Below are 17,478 nucleotides of genomic sequence, written 5' to 3'. Positions count from 1 at the left end.
ATAATAATGATGAAAAGCTTATTACCTCGTTCCATGACCCTGGCGGCGCTGGCGCTGCTCTGTAGCCAGGCGCAGGCGGAAACGCTGCAAATCGGCAAGGACGTTGAAGCTCCCACCGCCAAATGGGAAGGGGTGGCGCTCGGCTTTGAACCGCCGCAGCCTGGGCTGTTGGGGGATATGCTGGGGATCAGGCCGATCCTAGAGGATCACGGTTTCCACTATAATCTCGGCTACCTCAGCCAGCTGTCGTATAACGCCGGCGGCGGTTACAACCACGATAAACAGGCGTCGTACATCGACCAATTTTCGCTGACCTTCAGCCAGGATCTGCAGGCGCTGACCGGCATTCCGGACGCGGCGATCGAAGGCAATATCGTCAACCGCAACCATGACAACAACCTGACCCGCGATCGGCTGCAGGATCCGCGCGTCGGCCTGACCGATCTGTCGCAGGAGAGCTTTGGCGGGCAGTCGATCACCCGGCTGGGCTGGTTGACCTTCAGCCGTTCCTTCCTCGACAGCCGGCTGCAATGGCGCATCGGCATGATGAACAAGGTGCAGGATTTCGATCAGATCATCCCCTGCGATTTTCAGACGCTGACGCTGTGCGGCGGCAAGTCCGCCAACTCGTTGACCTGGTACAACTGGAACGTGCATTACTGGGGCACCACGCTGCAATACAAGCTGACCGACGGCCTGACGCTCAAGGGCGGCGTGATGGAGCAGAACCCGAGCGCCCCCAGCCGCAGCCACGCCTGGAGCGGATCCACCAAGGGCAGCAAAGGCTTCCTGTTGCCGATGGAGCTGGAGCTGAAAACCCACGCCGTCAACCAGCTGCCGGGGGTGTATAACCTGGGCGTGTTGTTTACCAATGCGCGCCAGCGCGATCTTTATGAAGGGGTATCCGGCGGGCCGGGCGCCAGCGATCCGCAGGGCTATCGCAGCCACGATCGCACCTGGTTCCTGTATACCGGTTTCAACCAGCAGGTGACGCGCCATGCGGATGACGTCAACCGTGGCCTGAGCGTGTTCTACAGCCTGGGGCTGGGGGATCAGCGCAGCAACTACCTGCACTGGTCCACTTCGACCGGCATCCGCTATCGCGGGCTGTTCGATGCGCGGCCGGACGACTGGCTGGGGCTGGGCGTTTCGGTAGTGAAACTGAGCGACCGCTATAAAGACAATCAGCGTTACCTCAACGAGATGAGCGGCATCAGCGATTATCACGATCCGAACTACCGGCCGGTGCCGGGCCACTCGGTGACGGCGGAGCTGTACTACCGCGTTAACGTCACGCCGTGGCTGCAGCTGCAGCCGGGCCTGCAATACTGGCATCATCCGGCGGGCGTCAGCGAAACGCAGGACGCCTGGGTGACGGCGTTGAAAACGGTGGTGACCTTCTGATCAGGCCGCGTCGTTCTCGCGGTAGCGCCGGCGTGCGTGCTCAAACCAGCTGGCCGGCACGTTGTGCGGCGGCTGCTGTAATCTGAGCAGCCCCTGTTCGACGATATGGCTGGCCTGGCGCCACAGCGTCGGGTCGCCTTCGGTCAGCACTTCCAGCAGGCGCTGTTTCTCGATCAGATAGGTTTGGGCGAAGTGGCTGTCGTAGTCCAGCAGCGAGCGGGTGTTGTCGATCAGATCCGCCAGTTTGATGGTTTTGGCCTGCGGCGATGCGCTGGCGCTGTGGCGCCGATCGCGGTTTTTACGCTCGAAGCGGTTGCCGTCCTCGGCGTGGCTGACGTTGGTTAACATCCGCACCAGCTCCGCTACCTGCGGCCCAAAGTGGCTTTCGATATCGCCGAGGGTGGTGGGCGTGTCTTCCACCGTGTCATGCAGCCAGGCGGCCGCCAGCATCTCTTCGGTGTGCGGCACGCTGCGTACCAGCTCCATGACCGCCTGCGGGTGGACGATGTACGGATCGTTGGTGTATTTGCGGCGCTGATCGATGGCCGCATGCGCCTTGGTGGCGTAGCGGCGCGCGCGTTCTGCAAGCGTATTCGTCATTTCCTTTCCCTCCCGGCATCCTCTGCATGAAAAAAATGTAGCATACCTCACAAGAAATAGCTTGCGATTACATCGTGCGCTATCTATATTCACTCACATGAAAAGCACCGATACCGAACAACCCAACGCGAAGAACCTGCTGCTGCTCGATCAGCAGCTCTGTTTCGCGCTGTACTCCGCCAACCTGGCGCTGCACAAAGTCTACCGCAAGCTGTTGAATCAGCTCGAGCTCACCTACCCGCAGTATCTGGTGATGATGGTGCTGTGGGAACGCGATCGGGTGACGGTATCGGATATCGGCGAGCGGCTGTTCCTCGATTCCGCCACGCTGACGCCGCTGCTGAAACGGCTGGAAACCGCCGGTTTGCTGGTGCGCTATCGCGCCACTACCGACGAGCGCCAGGTGATCATCGCGCTCACCGAAGCCGGCCGCGCGCTGCGTGAACGGGCGCAGTCGGTGCCCGAGGCGGTGATGTGCGCCACCGACTGCAGCCTGGACGAGATCGTCTCGCTCAAACAGCAGCTGGAAAAGCTGCGCGGCAGCCTGATCGATCAGATTTGACCCACCGACGCCGGACGCAAGAACGGCAGGGGTGGTCTACACTGGTTAATAAGCGTCAAAAATAAGTAGTGCACGATTTAATCGTAAAAGATATATATGTGACCGGCTACCCCTCGCGGGGGCCGTTGTCATCTCGCCAACCAGCAAGAAGGAATGAACGATGTCTATTGAGAAAGTGGTTTACCGCGCTCACGCCACCGCAACCGGCGGCCGCGACGGCCGTGCAACCTCCTCCGACGGCGTGTTGGACGTGAAACTGGGCGTACCGAAAGAGATGGGCGGCGCCGGCGGCGAAGTCACCAACCCCGAGCAGCTGTTCGCCGCCGGTTACTCGGCCTGTTTCCTCGGCGCGTTGAAGTTTGTCGCGGCGAAAGAAAAGGTCAAAATCCCGGCCGAAGCGAAGATCGACGGCACCGTCGGCATCGGTGAAATCCCGAACGGCTTCGGCATCGAAGTGCAGCTGGATATTTCGCTGCCGGGCATCGAGCGCAGCGTGGCGGAAGATCTGGTGAAAAAGGCGCACGTGGTGTGCCCGTATTCCAACGCCACCCGCGGCAATATCGACGTTACGCTGAACGTTAAGTAAGTTTTTTGCCGACATCATGGAAAAAATGGAGGGTTTATCCCTCCATTTTCTTTGATATCCCGTCTGAAAAGTGCTCAAAAAAGCGGTAAATTTTGCCCGTTTTGTGAGAATTCTCTTGATTATTACTCGCAAAATAACGCTTATTGCCGGTTGGCTGAACCAGAAGCCGCAATCAGTGTCTGACTGAGTCAGAACCGCTACACCGTCCCCGGAGCCACCGCGTTACATGAACAAAGTTAAATCGCTATCACAGCAGAATTTATCGTTATTGTTAGCGATCTATATCGGCATCTTTCTAAACCTGTCCGTTTTTTATCGCCGCTTTGATTCGCTGGCGCACGGCATTCAGGGAATTAAGCTTATTTCGGCGGTGACGGAAGTCATCGCTATCGTCCTGTTCACGTTCTTCATCATGCGGCTGGTATCGCTCGGCGGCCGGCTGTTTTATCGCATCGTCGCCTCGCTGCTGGTGCTGATTTCGGTTGCCGCCAGCTACTACATGACGTTTTTCAACGTGGTGATCGGCTACGGCATCGTGGTGTCGGTGATGACCACCGATATCGATCTGTCGAAAGAGGTGGTGGGCCTGCATTTCGTGCTGTGGATGGTGGCGCTCAGCGCCTTGCCGCTGCTGCTGATCTGGAAAAACAGCCTGCGCTTCACCCTGATCGAACAGCTGAAAACCCCCGGTCACCGCATCAAACCGCTGCTGGTGTTGTTGGCGGTGGTAGCGTTGGTCTGGCTGCCGCTGCGCATGCTGGACGACGAGCAAAGCGTGCAGGAGAAGCTCGCCAACGTCGATCTGCCGAGCTACGGCGGCGTGGTGGCGCACTCGTACCTGCCGTCTAACTGGCTGTCGGCGCTGGGGCTGTTCGCCTATACCCGCTATGACGAAAGTCAGGATCAGAGCACGCTGTTCGATCCGGGCAAACACTTTACCTATGTGCCGCCGGCGGACATCGACGATACCTACGTGGTGTTCATCATCGGCGAGACCACGCGCTGGGATCACATGGGCATGCTGGGCTACGAGCGCGACACTACCCCGCGCCTGTCGAAAGAAAAGAATCTGGTGGCGTTCCGCGGCGAGTCGTGCGACACCGCCACCAAGCTGTCGCTGCGCTGCATGTTCGTGCGCGAAGGCGGCACCGAGGACAACCCGCAGCGCACGCTGAAAGAGCAAAACGTGTTCGCGGTGATGAAGGAACTGGGCTTCTCTTCCGAGCTGTTCGCCATGCAGAGTGAGGTGTGGTTCTACAACAACACCGAGGTGAATAACTATTCGTTCCGCGAGATGATCGCGTCCGAGAAGCGCAACGACGGCAAGGCAGTCGACGATATGCTGCTGGTGGACGAAATGAAGGAGTCGCTGGCGCGTTATCCGAAGGGCAAACACCTGGTGATCCTGCATACCAAAGGCTCGCACTACCTGTACTCGCAGCGTTATCCGCGCAGCTATGCGCGCTATCAGCCAGAGTGCATGGGGGTGGATGACTCCTGCACCAAGGCGCAGCTGATCAACGCCTTCGACAATACGGTGCTGTATACCGACAGCTTTATCAGTAATGTGATCGACCAGGTGCGGGACAAGAAGGCCATCGTGTTCTATGCCGCCGATCACGGCGAGTCGATCGGCGAGAATACGCACCTGCACGGCACGCCGCGCGAAATGGCGCCGCCGGAACAATTCCGCGTGCCGATGATGGTGTGGGCGTCGGACAAGTTCCTCGAGAACCCGCAGCACCTCAGCGCCTTTGAGCAACTGCAGGCGCAGCAACGCATCGGCAGAACGCATCGCCACGTCGAGCTGTTCGACACCATCCTCGGTTGCCTCGGCTACACCTCGCCGAACGGCGGCATCGTGGATAAAAACAACTGGTGCCATCTCCCGCAGAATAAAACGGCACCTGCCAGCCTGTAATCCCTCCCGCCGGGTGCCTTGCGCACCCGGTAATTTCCGCCAATACATTCTCTTCATCAATTATTCCAGTGTGTGCATACGGTATACTTGCGCACTTCCCCTTCTAACCGGAGATTTCCATGACCCTGCGCGTGGCGTTTATCGACGATCATGACATTGTGCGTTCGGGCTTTGTGCAGCTGCTGTCGCTGGAGGCCGATATTCAGGTAGTGGGCGAGTTCAGCAGCGCGGCGCAGGCGCGCGCCGGCCTGCCGGGGCTGGAGGCGGAAATCTGCATTTGCGACATTTCGATGCCCGACGGCAGCGGGTTGGATCTGCTGGCGGACATTCCCTCCGGCATCCGAGTGGTGATGCTGTCGATGCACGATAATCCGGCGCTGGTGGAAATGGCGCTGGAACGCGGCGCCAGCGGCTTTCTCTCCAAGCGCTGCAAGCCGGAAGATCTGATCACCGCCGTGCGCACCGTCGCCGGCGGCGGCGTCTATCTGATGCCGGAAATCGCCCAGCAGCTGGCGCGGGTGAAGGTGGATCCGTTGACCCGCCGCGAGCGCGAGATCGCGCTATTGCTGGCGCAGGGCCAGGAGGTGCGCGAGATCGCCGCCGCGCTGGGGCTGTCGCCGAAGACGGTGCATGTGCATCGCGCCAACCTGTTCGCCAAGCTGGGCATCACCAATAACGTTGAGCTGGCCAGACGGATGCTGAACCTGTGACGCAGCGTCTGATCACCCAGCTGGCGCTGTTCTTCATTTATGCCGCCAGCGCATTTTGCCTGTGGGGCATTGGCACCGCGCTGATCGACCCGCCCTGGCAGGCGCTGTTGCTGTTCCCGTTCGGCCTGCGCATGGGCATTTTGCTGCAGAGCCCGTACCGTTTCTGGCCGGGGATCCTGCTGGCCGACCTGCTGCTGATGGCGCTGCTGGCGGACCAGTACGGCTACGGCCCGGCGCTGTGGGCGTCGGTGGCGGTGCTGGTGCTGACGGTGCTGCTCAGCCTGCTGGCCTCGCCGTGGCTGTTGCGCCATCAGCAGAGCGACAGCGAATGGCGCTGGCCGCTGTTGCAGGGCGCGGTGGTGGCCGCCGCCGCTTTGCTGCAGGCGCTTGTGTGGCAGCTGGTGAGCGGCGAAGGCGCCCGCGCGCTGCTGCTCGGCCTGACCGGCGGTTTCACCATCGCGCCGACCTGCCTGCTGTTGTGGCACTATCTGGCGCGCCAAATCTGGGTGCCGCTGGAGCCGGGGCTGATCCACAAGCCGGTGGAGCTGCGCCTGGGCCACCTGGCCAGCTATCTGCTGCTGTTTGCATTCAGCATCTGGCTGCAGCAGCAGGTTAACGCCGCCGAGCTGCGCCGCTTTGCGCCTTTCTGCCTGGCGATCCCGATCGTGTTCATGTCTTACCGTTATGGCTGGCAGGGCGCGCTGTTGGCGACGCTGCTCAACGGCGTGGCGTTGATGGTCAACGAGCCGCCGCAGCCCGAGTCGCACCGCGACTTGCTGTTGTCGCTGCTGGCCCAGAGCCTGACCGGGCTGCTGCTGGGCGCCGGTATTCAGCGCCAGCGCGAACTGAATCAGCAGCTGCGGCTGCGGCTGGCGGAGAACCGGCAGCTGGCCCGGGCGCTGGTGACGGCGGAGGAACAAACCCGGCGCGAGGTGGCGCGCGAGCTGCACGATGAAGTGGGGCAGACCATCACCGTGATCCGCACACAGGCCAGCATCGTTAAACGCCTGGCGCCGGAGCCGGCGGTGATCGGCTGCGCCGACACCATCGATGCGTTAGCGCTGCGGGTCTACGATGGGGTGCACGATGTGCTGACCCAGCTGTGGCCGGCGGCGCTGAACAACCTGCCGCTGTCGGCGGCGGTGGCGGCGATGCTGCGGGAGTCGCTGCCGCAGGACGCCTCGCTGGTGAGCAGCATGCAGTGGCAGGTGCCGGACGAACTGCTGGATGAAACGCTGAAAATCACGCTGTACCGGGTGTGCCAGGAAGGGGTGACCAATGTGTGCCGCCACGCCGGCGCCAGCCGCCTGGAATTGGACGCGCGTCTGCAGCCGCGCAAAGGCGCTGCGCCGCAGATTGCCCTGACCATCCGCGATAACGGCGTGGGCTTCGATGCGGACCACCATCAGCCGGGGTACGGCCTGCGCGGCATGCAGGAGCGCATCAGCGCTCTCGGCGGCAGCCTGCGGCTCACCTCTGAGCGGGGCGCCTGTTTGAGTGTGATCTTGCCCACAGTTTCACCGGCGCAAGCGCAAAACTAGGAAAAACTCCTAACCGCGTCGGGAATCCGGCGTAAGCCTCCCGCGCGCGCGGGGAGCATCATAGCGGCACTTTATTCAATCCTCTGAGGTTCCACATGTGGTCTTTCCTTAAAAGCCGCCCGGATGCGCCGCAGGTCACCGATCAACGGCAGATCGACGCCAGCTACAAATACTGGCGCATCCAGCTGATGTGCACCATGTACATCGGCTACGCCGCGTTTTACTTCACGCGCAAAAGCTTCAACTTCATCATGCCGGCGATGCTGAGCGATCTGGGCCTGACGATGTCCGACGTCGGCATCCTCGGCACGCTGTTCTACATCACCTACGGCTGCTCGAAATTCATTTCCGGCATGATCAGCGATCGTTCCAACCCGCGTTACTTTATGGGGCTGGGCCTGATCATGACCGGGGTGCTGAATATCTTCTTCGGCCTCAGTTCTTCGCTGCTGATGCTCGGCACGCTGTGGATCCTCAATGCCTTCTTCCAGGGCTGGGGCTGGCCGCCGTGCTCCAAAATCCTCACCAGCTGGTATTCGCGCTCCGAGCGCGGCAGCTGGTGGGCGATTTGGAACACTTCGCACAACGTCGGCGGCGCGCTGATCCCGCTGCTGGTGGGCTTTATCTCGCTGCACTTCAGCTGGCGTTACGGCATGATCATCCCCGGCATCATCGGCGTGGTGCTCGGCCTGCTGATGTGCTGGCGCCTGCGCGACAAGCCCTCCACCCTGGGGCTGCCGAGCGTCGGCAAATGGCGCAACGACGCCATGGAGCTGGTGCAGGAATCGGAAGGCCAGGGGCTGAGCAACCGCGAGATCATCAAGCGCTACGTGCTGACCAACAAGTACATCTGGCTGCTGGCGGTCTCTTACGTGCTGGTGTACATCGTGCGCACCGCGATCAACGACTGGGGCAACCTCTACCTGACGCAGGAAAAGGGCTATTCGCTGATGACCGCCAACTCGGCCATTTCGCTGTTTGAAGTGGGCGGCTTTATCGGTTCGCTGGTGGCCGGTTGGGGTTCCGACAAGCTGTTCCGCGGCAACCGCGGCCCGATGAACCTGATCTTCGCCATCGGCATCTTCCTGTCGGTGGCGGCGCTGTGGCTGATGCCGGGCGTCACCTACCTGCTGCAGGCCTGCTGCTTCTTCGCTATCGGCTTCTTCATCTTCGGCCCGCAGATGCTGATCGGCATGGCGGCGGCGGAGTGCTCGCATAAAGATGCGGCGGGCGCGGCGACCGGTTTCGTCGGCCTGTTCGCCTACCTGGGCGCGGCGCTGTCCGGCTACCCGATCGCGCGGGTGATGGAAATCTGGCACTGGAACGGTTTCTTTGTGGTGATTTCCATCGCCGCCTGCCTGTCGGCGCTGTTCCTGCTGCCGTTCCTGCGTGCGCAGACGCCGGTGCTGAAAACCGCCAAAGCCTGAGTAAAATGCGCTGCGCAACCCCCGGCGCAGCGCATTATGGCGCTTTTATCACCACTTGAAATGCAGGGGAAAAAAAGTGATTGACGCCTATAACCGCCAGCAGTAAGATGCGCCCCGCATCGGCGAGTAGCGCAGCTTGGTAGCGCAACTGGTTTGGGACCAGTGGGTCGGAGGTTCGAATCCTCTCTCGCCGACCACCATTCGAAAAACCTGCTTTTAAAGCAGGTTTTTTTTCGCCTGCGGTTTATGAGGATGAGCACCTCCTACGATACGACCGGCTTCGCTTTATGGCACGTGTCAATCCGCCAGCCTCGTGAAATATATTTATCCTTTACGCTTAATTAATTCAAACTCCTTATTCCAGTTAGGTTCTTTTTCTCATATTTAAATAAATTCACGCTTGCTGAATAAAACCCAGTTGATAGCGCTCTTGTTTTTACGCCTTTTTTATTTATAGTCTGAATGTACGCGGCGGGAATGATTTTTTTCCGTTACGTGGAAAAACGCTGTTTTTATTTGTTGACTTTAATCTTCGTGGATTATTGCGGAATTTTTTCGCTTCGGCAATGCGTAGCGACGATTAACTCTTTTATGTTTATCCTCTCGGAATAAAGGAATCAGTTATGCGCAAATTTAATAAACCGCTGTTGGCGCTGTTGATCGGCAGCACGCTGTGTTCCGCGGCGCAGGCCGCCGCGCCGGGCAAGCCGACCATCGCCTGGGGCAACACCAAGTTCGCCATCGTTGAAGTTGACCAGGCGGCTACCGCTTATAATAATTTGGTGAAGGTAAAAAATGCCGCCGATGTTTCCGTCTCCTGGAATTTATGGAATGGCGATGCGGGCACGACGGCCAAGATTTTATTAAATGGCAAAGAGGCGTGGAGCGGCCCTTCAACCGGTTCTTCCGGTACGGCGAATTTTAAAGTCAATAAAGGCGGCCGTTATCAAATGCAGGTGGCATTGTGCAATGCCGACGGCTGCACCGCCAGCGACGCCACTGAAATTGTGGTGGCCGACACCGACGGCAGCCATTTGGCGCCGTTGAAAGAGCCGCTGCTGGAAAAAAATAAACCGTATAAACAGAACTCCGGCAAAGTGGTCGGTTCTTATTTCGTCGAGTGGGGCGTTTACGGGCGCAATTTCACCGTCGACAAGATCCCGGCGCAGAACCTGACTCACCTGCTGTACGGCTTTATCCCGATCTGCGGCGGCAACGGCATCAACGACAGCCTGAAAGAGATTGAAGGCAGCTTCCAGGCGCTGCAGCGCTCCTGCCAGGGCCGCGAGGATTTCAAAGTCTCCATCCACGATCCGTTCGCCGCGCTGCAAAAAGCGCAGAAGGGCGTCACCGCCTGGGATGACCCCTACAAGGGCAACTTTGGCCAGCTGATGGCGCTGAAGCAGGCGCGTCCCGATCTGAAAATCCTGCCGTCGATCGGCGGCTGGACGCTGTCCGACCCGTTCTTCTTCATGGGCGACAAGGTGAAGCGCGATCGCTTCGTCGGCTCGGTGAAAGAGTTCCTGCAGACCTGGAAGTTCTTCGACGGCGTGGATATCGACTGGGAGTTCCCGGGCGGCAAAGGCGCCAACCCGAATCTGGGCAGCCCTCAGGACGGGGAAACTTATGTGCTGCTGATGAAAGAACTGCGGGCGATGCTGGATCAGCTGTCGGCGGAAACCGGCCGCAAGTATGAGCTGACCTCCGCCATCAGCGCCGGCAAGGACAAGATCGACAAGGTGGCATACAACGTCGCGCAGAACTCGATGGATCACATCTTCCTGATGAGCTACGACTTCTACGGCGCCTTCGATCTGAAAAACCTGGGGCATCAGACCGCGCTGAATGCGCCGGCCTGGAAACCGGACACCGCCTACACCACGGTGAACGGCGTGAATGCGCTGCTGGCGCAGGGCGTCAAGCCGGGCAAGATCGTGGTCGGCACCGCCATGTATGGCCGCGGTTGGACCGGGGTGAACGGCTACCAGAACAACATTCCGTTCACCGGCACCGCCACCGGGCCGGTCAAAGGCACCTGGGAGAACGGCATCGTGGACTACCGCCAGATCGCCAGCCAGTTCATGAGCGGCGAGTGGCAGTACACCTACGACGCCACGGCGGAAGCGCCTTACGTGTTCAAACCTTCCACCGGCGATCTGATCACCTTTGACGATGCCCGCTCGGTGCAGGCCAAAGGCAAGTACGTGTTGGATAAGCAGCTGGGCGGCCTATTCTCCTGGGAGATCGACGCGGACAACGGTGATATTCTCAACAGCATGAACGCCAGCCTGGGCAACAGCGCCGGCGTTCAATAATCGGTTGCAGTGCGTTGCCGGGGGATATCCTTTCGCCCCCGGCTTTTTCGCCGCCGAAAGTTTTTTTACGCCGCACAGATTGTGGGCCTGCCCGGCGAAAAATGCGCTCATCGGACTCACCCTTTTGGGTAATCCTTCAGCATTTCCTTCTGTCTTTAACGGCGATCACAAAAATAACCGTTCAGATATTCATCGTTCAGCAACAAAGTTTTGGGGTTTTTTAGCGGAGTTTAAAACCAGTAAATTTATCAGGGTCAGACCAATGCGCTAAAAATGACCGCTTAGCATAAATTTTCATGCTGGAACTGTTAACAAAAGGTTTTTTTTATGTTTGTTTGCTGTTTCTCACAGTCTGCGTAAATCCCCACTGGTTATATTGACGACACCCCAAACAGTTGGTAACTTGATAGCCTCAGGGGTAAGAGCGAGAGTTGTTTGAGTGAATTCCACGCGCTCAGACGTCCCCGTCGCGATGCGTTCCATCCGGCATCCTCTCATCGTACGCCTTCTGCCTTCGGGCGCTGACCGCACAGGCCACGCAATAAAAAATACAGGTCTGGCGGCAATTACACACATCACATCACACAATGGAGCACTAACGATGACACGTTCCTTGGGTAAATCGGGGGTTCTGAAATTCGGCATTGGGCTGATCGCGCTGACCGTGGCGGCCAGCGTACAGGCCAAGACGTTGGTTTACTGTTCTGAAGGTTCCCCGGAAGGGTTCAACCCGCAGCTGTTCACCTCCGGCACCACCCACGACGCCAGTTCGGTACCGATCTACAACCGCCTGGTCGAATTCAAAGTCGGCACCACCGAACTGCAGCCGGGCCTGGCTGAGAAGTGGGACGTCAGCGAAGACGGCAAAACCTATACCTTCCACCTGCGCAAAGGCGTGAAGTGGCAGAGCAGCAAAGATTTCAAACCGACGCGCGACTTCAACGCCGACGACGTGGTGTTCTCCTTCGAACGCCAGTTGGATGCCAATAACGCCTACCACAAAGTGTCCGGCGGCAGTTACGAATACTTTGAAGGCATGGACATGCCGAAGCTGATCGCCAAGATCGAAAAAGTAGACGACAACACCGTGCGTTTCGTGCTGAACCGCCCGGAGGCGCCGTTCCTGGCTGACCTGGGCATGGACTTCGCGTCCATCCTGTCCGCCGAATACGCTGACGTCATGATGAAAGCCGGTACGCCGGAAAAAGTCGACCTGAACCCGATCGGTACCGGCCCGTTCCAGCTGCTGCAATACCAGAAAGACTCCAAAATCCTGTACAAGGCGTTCGACGGTTTCTGGGGCACCAAGCCGAAGATCGATCGCCTGGTGTTCTCCATCACGCCTGACGCTTCCGTGCGTTACGCCAAGCTGCAGAAAAACGAATGCCAGGTGATGCCGTTCCCGAACCCGGCCGATATCGCCCGCATGAAGCAGGACAAATCCATCAACCTGATGGAGCAGCCGGGGCTGAACGTGGGTTACCTGTCGTTCAACACCGAGAAAAAACCGCTGGATAACGTGAAGGTGCGTCAGGCGTTGACCATGGCGGTCAACAAGCAGGCGATCATCGACGCGGTTTATCAGGGCGCGGGCCAGGCGGCCAAGAACCTGATCCCGCCGACCATGTGGGGCTATAACGACGCGGTGCAGGATTACGCTTACGATCCGGCCAAGGCGAAAGAACTGCTGAAAGAAGCGGGCATGGCCGATGGTTTCAGCATCGACCTGTGGGCGATGCCGGTACAGCGTCCTTACAACCCGAACGCGCGCCGCATGGCGGAAATGATCCAGGCCGACTGGGCCAAGATCGGCGTGAAAGCCAAAATCGTGACCTATGAGTGGGGTGAATACCTCAAGCGCGCCAAAGCGGGCGAGCACCAGACGGTGATGATGGGCTGGACCGGCGACAACGGGGATCCGGACAACTTCTTCGCCACGCTGTTCAGCTGCGCGGCGGCGAAAGACGGCTCCAACTACTCCCGCTGGTGCTACAAGCCGTTTGAAGATCTGATTCAACCGGCGCGCGCCGAGTCCAACCACGACAAACGCATCGAACTGTACAAGCAGGCGCAGGTGGTGATGCACGATCAGGCTCCGGCGCTGATCGTCGCGCACTCCACCGTGTATGAGCCTGTGCGTAAGGAAGTGAAGGGCTACGTCGTGGATCCGCTCGGCAAGCATCACTTCGAGAATGTCTCTGTAGACTGATTCCGACCTAAACCGGAGATGCACGAATGGACTTGCAGGGGCGCAACAGGTTTGCGCCTCTGCTGACCAGTCTCCGGCGTATGGCCGTTGGATCGTTCAAAGGCATGTGAGCGTTAATAAGCCTGGCGGACGATGAGCTGCCGGGCATTGATACAGAGAGTTCGGGATATGTTGCAGTTCATACTCCGACGTTTGGGGTTAGTTATCCCAACGTTTATCGGCATTACATTGCTGACTTTTGCATTCGTCCATATGATCCCCGGCGACCCGGTGACCATCATGGCCGGGGAACGCGGTATCTCCGCCGAGCGCCACGCGCAGCTGATGGCGGAAATGGGGCTGGACAAGCCGCTCTATCAACAATATTTCTCCTACGTGTCCAACGTGCTGCACGGCGATCTGGGCACCTCACTCAAAAGCCGCATCTCCGTCTGGAGCGAGTTCGTTCCGCGCTTTCAGGCCACGCTGGAGCTGGGCCTGTGCGCGATGATCTTCGCGGTGCTGGTGGGCATCCCGGTCGGGGTGCTGGCGGCGGTCAAACGCGGCTCGGTCTTCGACCATACCGCGGTGGGCATCTCGCTGACCGGCTATTCGATGCCGATTTTCTGGTGGGGCATGATGCTGATCATGCTGGTGTCGGTGCAGCTTAACCTGACGCCGGTGTCGGGGCGCATCAGCGACACGGTATTCCTCGACGACAGCCACCCGCTGACCGGCTTCATGCTGATAGACACCCTGATCTGGGGCGAACCGGGCGACTTTATCGATGCGGTGATGCACATGATCCTGCCGGCCATCGTGCTGGGCACCATCCCGCTGGCGGTGATCGTGCGCATGACCCGCTCCTCGATGCTGGAGGTGTTGGGCGAAGACTATATCCGCACCGCGCGCGCCAAGGGCGTGAGCCGCATGCGGGTGATCGTCGTTCACGCGCTGCGCAACGCGCTGCTGCCGGTGGTGACGGTGATCGGGCTGCAGGTCGGCACCATGCTGGCCGGCGCCATTCTGACCGAAACCATCTTCTCCTGGCCGGGTCTGGGCCGCTGGCTGATCGATGCGCTGCAGCGCCGTGATTACCCGGTAGTGCAGGGCGGGGTGTTGCTGGTCGCCTGTATGATCATTCTGGTTAACCTGCTGGTAGACGTGCTCTACGGCGTGGTCAACCCGCGTATTCGCCACAAGAAATAAGGGGCGCTCTCATGTCTCAAATCACTGAGTCTGCAGTTAAAGGTGCGCCGAAGCCGATGACCCCGTTTCAGGAGTTCTGGCACTATTTCAAGCGCAATAAAGGGGCCGTGGTCGGCCTGGTGTATATCGTTTTGATGCTGGTGATCGCGCTCGGCGCCGGGGTGCTGGCGCCGCATGCGCCGGCGGACCAGTTCCGCGACGCGCTGCTCAAGCCGCCGGTGTGGCAGGAGGGCGGCAGTTGGCAATACATCCTGGGCACCGACGACGTGGGCCGCGACGTGCTGTCGCGCCTGATGTACGGCGCGCGCCTGTCGCTGCTGGTCGGTTGTCTGGTGGTAGTGTTGTCGCTGGTCATGGGCGTGGTGTTCGGCCTGCTGGCCGGCTACTTCGGCGGCGCGGTGGACGCGGTGATCATGCGCGTCGTCGACATCATGCTGGCCCTGCCGAGCCTGCTGCTGGCGCTGGTGCTGGTGGCGGTATTCGGACCGTCGATCGTCAACGCCTCGCTGGCGCTCACCTTCGTCGCCTTGCCGCACTATGTGCGTCTGACGCGCGCGGCGGTGCTGGCGGAGGTGAACCGCGATTACGTCACCGCTTCGCGGGTGGCGGGCGCCGGCGCGCTGCGTCAGATGTTCGTCAATATTCTGCCTAACTGCCTGGCGCCCTTGATCGTTCAGGCTTCTCTCGGTTTCTCGAACGCCATTCTCGACATGGCCGCTCTCGGCTTTCTGGGCATGGGCGCGCAACCGCCGACGCCGGAGTGGGGCACCATGCTCTCCGACGTGTTGCAGTTCGCGCAAAGCGCCTGGTGGGTAGTGACCTTCCCCGGCCTGGCGATCCTGCTGACGGTGCTGGCATTCAACCTGATGGGGGACGGTTTGCGTGACGCTCTCGACCCCAAACTCAAGCAGTAACAGAGGACGAGAGAGATGGCGTTATTGAATGTAGACAAGCTTTCGGTGCACTTCGGTGACGAAGGCACCCCGTTCCGCGCGGTAGACCGCATCAGTTACAGCGTGGATCAAGGTCAGGTGGTCGGCATCGTCGGCGAATCCGGCTCCGGCAAATCCGTCAGTTCGCTGGCGATCATGGGCCTGATCGATTTTCCCGGCAAAGTGATGGCCGACAAGCTGGAGTTCAACGGCCAGGACTTGCGCAAGATCTCCGAAAAAGAGCGCCGCCAGCTGGTGGGCTCCGAAGTGGCGATGATCTTCCAGGATCCGATGACCAGCCTGAACCCGTGCTACACCGTCGGTTATCAGATTATGGAGGCGCTGAAGGTGCATCAGGGCGGCAACCGCCGCACTCGCCGCCAGCGCGCTATCGACCTGCTGACGCAGGTGGGGATTCCCGATCCGGCCTCGCGGCTGGACGTGTACCCGCACCAGCTTTCCGGCGGCATGAGCCAGCGCGTGATGATCGCCATGGCTATCGCCTGTCGGCCGAAGCTGCTGATCGCCGATGAGCCGACGACCGCGCTCGACGTGACCATCCAGGCGCAGATCATCGAACTGCTGCTGGATCTGCAGCAGCGCGAGAACATGGCGCTGTTGCTCATCACCCACGATCTGGCGCTGGTGGCGGAAGCGGCGCATCACATTATCGTGATGTACGCCGGCCAGGTGGTGGAATCCGGCAAAGCGGCGGAGATTTTCCGCGCGCCGCGCCACCCGTACACCCAGGCGCTGCTGCGCGCGCTGCCGGAGTTCGCCGCCGACAAGGCGCGGCTGGCTTCGCTGCCGGGCGTGGTGCCGGGCAAATACGATCGCCCGACCGGCTGCCTGCTCAATCCGCGTTGTCCGTACGCCAACGAGCGCTGCCGTAACGAGGAGCCGGAACTGCGCAGCATTCCCGGCCGTCAGGTTAAATGTCACACACCGCTGGATGATGCGGGGAGGCCGACCGTATGAGCCAGAATCAACCTTTACTGCAGGCGATCGACCTGAAAAAGCATTACCCGGTGAAAAAGGGCCTGTTCGCGCCGGAGCGGCTGGTCAAGGCGCTGGACGGCGTCTCCTTCACTCTGGAGCGCGGTAAAACGCTGGCGGTGGTCGGTGAGTCGGGCTGCGGCAAATCCACGCTTGGTCGCCTGCTGACGATGATCGAAGTACCGACCGGCGGCGAGCTGTACTACCAGGGACAGGATCTGCTGAAGCCGGACGTTTCCGCCGAGAAATTGCGGCGCCAGAAGATCCAAATCGTGTTCCAGAATCCTTACGGATCGCTCAACCCGCGCAAGAAGGTCGGGCAGATCCTCGAGGAGCCGCTGTTGATCAACACCTCGCTCAGCGCCGCCGAACGGCGGGAAAAAGCGCTGGAGATGATGGCGAAGGTCGGCCTGAAGACCGAGCATTACGATCGCTATCCGCACATGTTCTCCGGCGGCCAGCGTCAGCGTATCGCCATCGCCCGCGGACTGATGTTGAATCCGGACGTGGTGATCGCCGATGAGCCGGTGTCGGCGTTGGACGTGTCGGTGCGCGCGCAGGTGCTGAACCTGATGATGGATCTGCAGCAGGAGCTGGGGCTGTCCTACGTGTTCATCTCGCACGATCTGTCGGTGGTGGAACACATCGCCGATGAAGTGATGGTGATGTACCTGGGCCGCTGCGTGGAAAAGGGCAGCAAAGAGGCGATCTTCAACAACCCGCGCCATCCATACACCCAGGCGCTGCTGTCGGCGACGCCGCGGTTGAACCCGGATATGCGCCGCGAGCGCATCAAGCTGACCGGCGAACTGCCCAGCCCGATGAACCCGCCGCCGGGCTGCGCATTCAATGCCCGCTGCCGCCGCGCCTTCGGCACCTGCGTACAGCTGCAGCCGCAGCTGAAGCAGTACGGTGAGCAGATGGTGGCCTGTTTTGCGGTCGATCAGGACGAACATCCGGGGGCGTAAAGCGTCGGATTTCACCGCATAAACCCACGCCGGCTTAACGCCGGCGTTTTTTATTATTTAATCAATCAGTTAATCGAATCGCTTTTCGGGGCGTTATTGAATGCTTAACGAAAATCTGA

General features: G+C 59.9%; 14 protein-coding genes and 1 tRNA gene. 14 read left to right on the top strand and 1 reads right to left on the bottom strand.

All coding sequences use genetic code 11. From position 1 onward, the window contains the following. Nucleotides 1–33: 33 nt before the first annotated feature. The gene (locus tag HWW83_RS17480; RefSeq protein WP_369825824.1) at nucleotides 34–1,404 is read left to right on the top strand and encodes a carbohydrate porin; all 1,371 of its coding nucleotides are present in this window, start codon (nucleotides 34–36) and stop codon (nucleotides 1,402–1,404) included. Here the strand turns inward: HWW83_RS17480 and HWW83_RS17475 are convergent, their stop codons facing one another. Further along, nucleotides 1,405–2,004 (bottom strand): HD domain-containing protein, encoded by a 600-nt coding sequence (locus HWW83_RS17475; RefSeq protein WP_033645068.1) that lies wholly within the window; start codon nucleotides 2,002–2,004, stop codon nucleotides 1,405–1,407. It lies immediately after the preceding gene. A gap of 97 nt (nucleotides 2,005–2,101) precedes the next feature. Here HWW83_RS17475 and HWW83_RS17470 point away from each other — a divergent pair, with 97 nt between their 5' ends. The 13 genes from HWW83_RS17470 (at nucleotide 2,102) to dppF (ending at nucleotide 17,359) form a co-directional block, all read left to right on the top strand. Next, nucleotides 2,102–2,566 carry a MarR family winged helix-turn-helix transcriptional regulator gene (locus tag HWW83_RS17470; RefSeq protein WP_033645067.1) on the top strand — a complete coding sequence of 155 codons (465 nt, stop codon included), beginning with the start codon at nucleotides 2,102–2,104 and terminating at the stop codon, nucleotides 2,564–2,566. A gap of 160 nt (nucleotides 2,567–2,726) precedes the next feature. Then, nucleotides 2,727–3,152 (top strand): organic hydroperoxide resistance protein, encoded by a 426-nt coding sequence (locus tag HWW83_RS17465; RefSeq protein ID WP_004934114.1) that lies wholly within the window; start codon nucleotides 2,727–2,729, stop codon nucleotides 3,150–3,152. A 226-nt stretch (nucleotides 3,153–3,378) separates the two neighbouring features. Next, a complete protein-coding gene (gene eptB / locus HWW83_RS17460) occupies nucleotides 3,379–5,073 on the top strand; it encodes a kdo(2)-lipid A phosphoethanolamine 7''-transferase (protein ID WP_033645066.1) in 1,695 nt (564 codons plus the stop codon). A gap of 119 nt (nucleotides 5,074–5,192) precedes the next feature. Next, nucleotides 5,193–5,783 (top strand): response regulator transcription factor UhpA, encoded by a 591-nt coding sequence (gene uhpA / locus HWW83_RS17455; protein WP_033645065.1) that lies wholly within the window; start codon nucleotides 5,193–5,195, stop codon nucleotides 5,781–5,783. Continuing rightward, nucleotides 5,780–7,324 carry a signal transduction histidine-protein kinase/phosphatase UhpB gene (gene uhpB / locus HWW83_RS17450; RefSeq protein ID WP_033652277.1) on the top strand — a complete coding sequence of 515 codons (1,545 nt, stop codon included), beginning with the start codon at nucleotides 5,780–5,782 and terminating at the stop codon, nucleotides 7,322–7,324. The genes uhpA and uhpB overlap by 4 nt, the downstream gene beginning before the upstream one ends. A gap of 95 nt (nucleotides 7,325–7,419) precedes the next feature. Further along, nucleotides 7,420–8,751 carry an MFS transporter gene (locus tag HWW83_RS17445; RefSeq protein ID WP_033645063.1) on the top strand — a complete coding sequence of 444 codons (1,332 nt, stop codon included), beginning with the start codon at nucleotides 7,420–7,422 and terminating at the stop codon, nucleotides 8,749–8,751. 120 nt (nucleotides 8,752–8,871) lie between these two features. Then, nucleotides 8,872–8,948 (top strand) — tRNA-Pro (locus HWW83_RS17440). 426 nt (nucleotides 8,949–9,374) lie between these two features. Beyond that, nucleotides 9,375–11,066: a chitinase ChiA gene (gene chiA, locus HWW83_RS17435; RefSeq protein WP_033645062.1), complete on the top strand. Its 1,692-nt coding sequence runs from the start codon at nucleotides 9,375–9,377 to the stop codon at nucleotides 11,064–11,066. 601 nt (nucleotides 11,067–11,667) lie between these two features. Continuing rightward, entirely contained in the window at nucleotides 11,668–13,275 is a 1,608-nt protein-coding gene (gene dppA / locus HWW83_RS17430; RefSeq protein WP_176589453.1) for a dipeptide ABC transporter periplasmic-binding protein DppA, read from the top strand. 168 nt (nucleotides 13,276–13,443) lie between these two features. Beyond that, the gene (gene dppB, locus HWW83_RS17425) at nucleotides 13,444–14,463 is read left to right on the top strand and encodes a dipeptide ABC transporter permease DppB (RefSeq protein ID WP_033645060.1); all 1,020 of its coding nucleotides are present in this window, start codon (nucleotides 13,444–13,446) and stop codon (nucleotides 14,461–14,463) included. An 11-nt stretch (nucleotides 14,464–14,474) separates the two neighbouring features. Continuing rightward, on the top strand, nucleotides 14,475–15,377 hold the full coding sequence (gene dppC, locus HWW83_RS17420) for a dipeptide ABC transporter permease DppC (RefSeq protein WP_033645059.1): 903 nt from the start codon (nucleotides 14,475–14,477) through the stop codon (nucleotides 15,375–15,377). A gap of 15 nt (nucleotides 15,378–15,392) precedes the next feature. Continuing rightward, nucleotides 15,393–16,373, top strand: a complete 981-nt coding sequence (gene dppD, locus HWW83_RS17415) for a dipeptide ABC transporter ATP-binding protein (RefSeq protein ID WP_033645058.1) — start codon at nucleotides 15,393–15,395, stop codon at nucleotides 16,371–16,373. Next, complete coding sequence (gene dppF / locus HWW83_RS17410; RefSeq protein ID WP_015376237.1) at nucleotides 16,370–17,359, top strand: dipeptide ABC transporter ATP-binding subunit DppF; 990 nt, start codon at nucleotides 16,370–16,372, stop codon at nucleotides 17,357–17,359. The genes dppD and dppF overlap by 4 nt, the downstream gene beginning before the upstream one ends. Nucleotides 17,360–17,478 lie beyond the last annotated feature (119 nt).

It is taken from the genome of Serratia ureilytica, from assembly GCF_013375155.1.
Taxonomy (GTDB): Bacteria; Pseudomonadota; Gammaproteobacteria; order Enterobacterales; family Enterobacteriaceae; genus Serratia; species Serratia ureilytica.
Note: the sequence above shows the minus strand (reverse complement) of the source record. Positions and strands in the feature narration are given on the sequence as shown.

What these genes read in the sequence shown, in the direction of transcription:
- eptB (WP_033645066.1), top strand. Translation starts at nt 3,379, where the DNA reads ATGAACAAAGTTAAATCGCTATCACAGCAGAATTTATCGTTATTGTTA.
- dppC (WP_033645059.1), top strand. Translation starts at nt 14,475, where the DNA reads ATGTCTCAAATCACTGAGTCTGCAGTTAAAGGTGCGCCGAAGCCGATG.
- chiA (WP_033645062.1), top strand. Translation starts at nt 9,375, where the DNA reads ATGCGCAAATTTAATAAACCGCTGTTGGCGCTGTTGATCGGCAGCACG.
- HWW83_RS17445 (WP_033645063.1), top strand. Translation starts at nt 7,420, where the DNA reads ATGTGGTCTTTCCTTAAAAGCCGCCCGGATGCGCCGCAGGTCACCGAT.
- dppB (WP_033645060.1), top strand. Translation starts at nt 13,444, where the DNA reads ATGTTGCAGTTCATACTCCGACGTTTGGGGTTAGTTATCCCAACGTTT.
- HWW83_RS17470 (WP_033645067.1), top strand. Translation starts at nt 2,102, where the DNA reads ATGAAAAGCACCGATACCGAACAACCCAACGCGAAGAACCTGCTGCTG.
- dppD (WP_033645058.1), top strand. Translation starts at nt 15,393, where the DNA reads ATGGCGTTATTGAATGTAGACAAGCTTTCGGTGCACTTCGGTGACGAA.
- HWW83_RS17480 (WP_369825824.1), top strand. Translation starts at nt 34, where the DNA reads ATGACCCTGGCGGCGCTGGCGCTGCTCTGTAGCCAGGCGCAGGCGGAA.
- HWW83_RS17475 (WP_033645068.1), bottom strand. Translation starts at nt 2,004, where the DNA reads ATGACGAATACGCTTGCAGAACGCGCGCGCCGCTACGCCACCAAGGCG.
- dppA (WP_176589453.1), top strand. Translation starts at nt 11,668, where the DNA reads ATGACACGTTCCTTGGGTAAATCGGGGGTTCTGAAATTCGGCATTGGG.
- HWW83_RS17465 (WP_004934114.1), top strand. Translation starts at nt 2,727, where the DNA reads ATGTCTATTGAGAAAGTGGTTTACCGCGCTCACGCCACCGCAACCGGC.
- dppF (WP_015376237.1), top strand. Translation starts at nt 16,370, where the DNA reads ATGAGCCAGAATCAACCTTTACTGCAGGCGATCGACCTGAAAAAGCAT.
- uhpA (WP_033645065.1), top strand. Translation starts at nt 5,193, where the DNA reads ATGACCCTGCGCGTGGCGTTTATCGACGATCATGACATTGTGCGTTCG.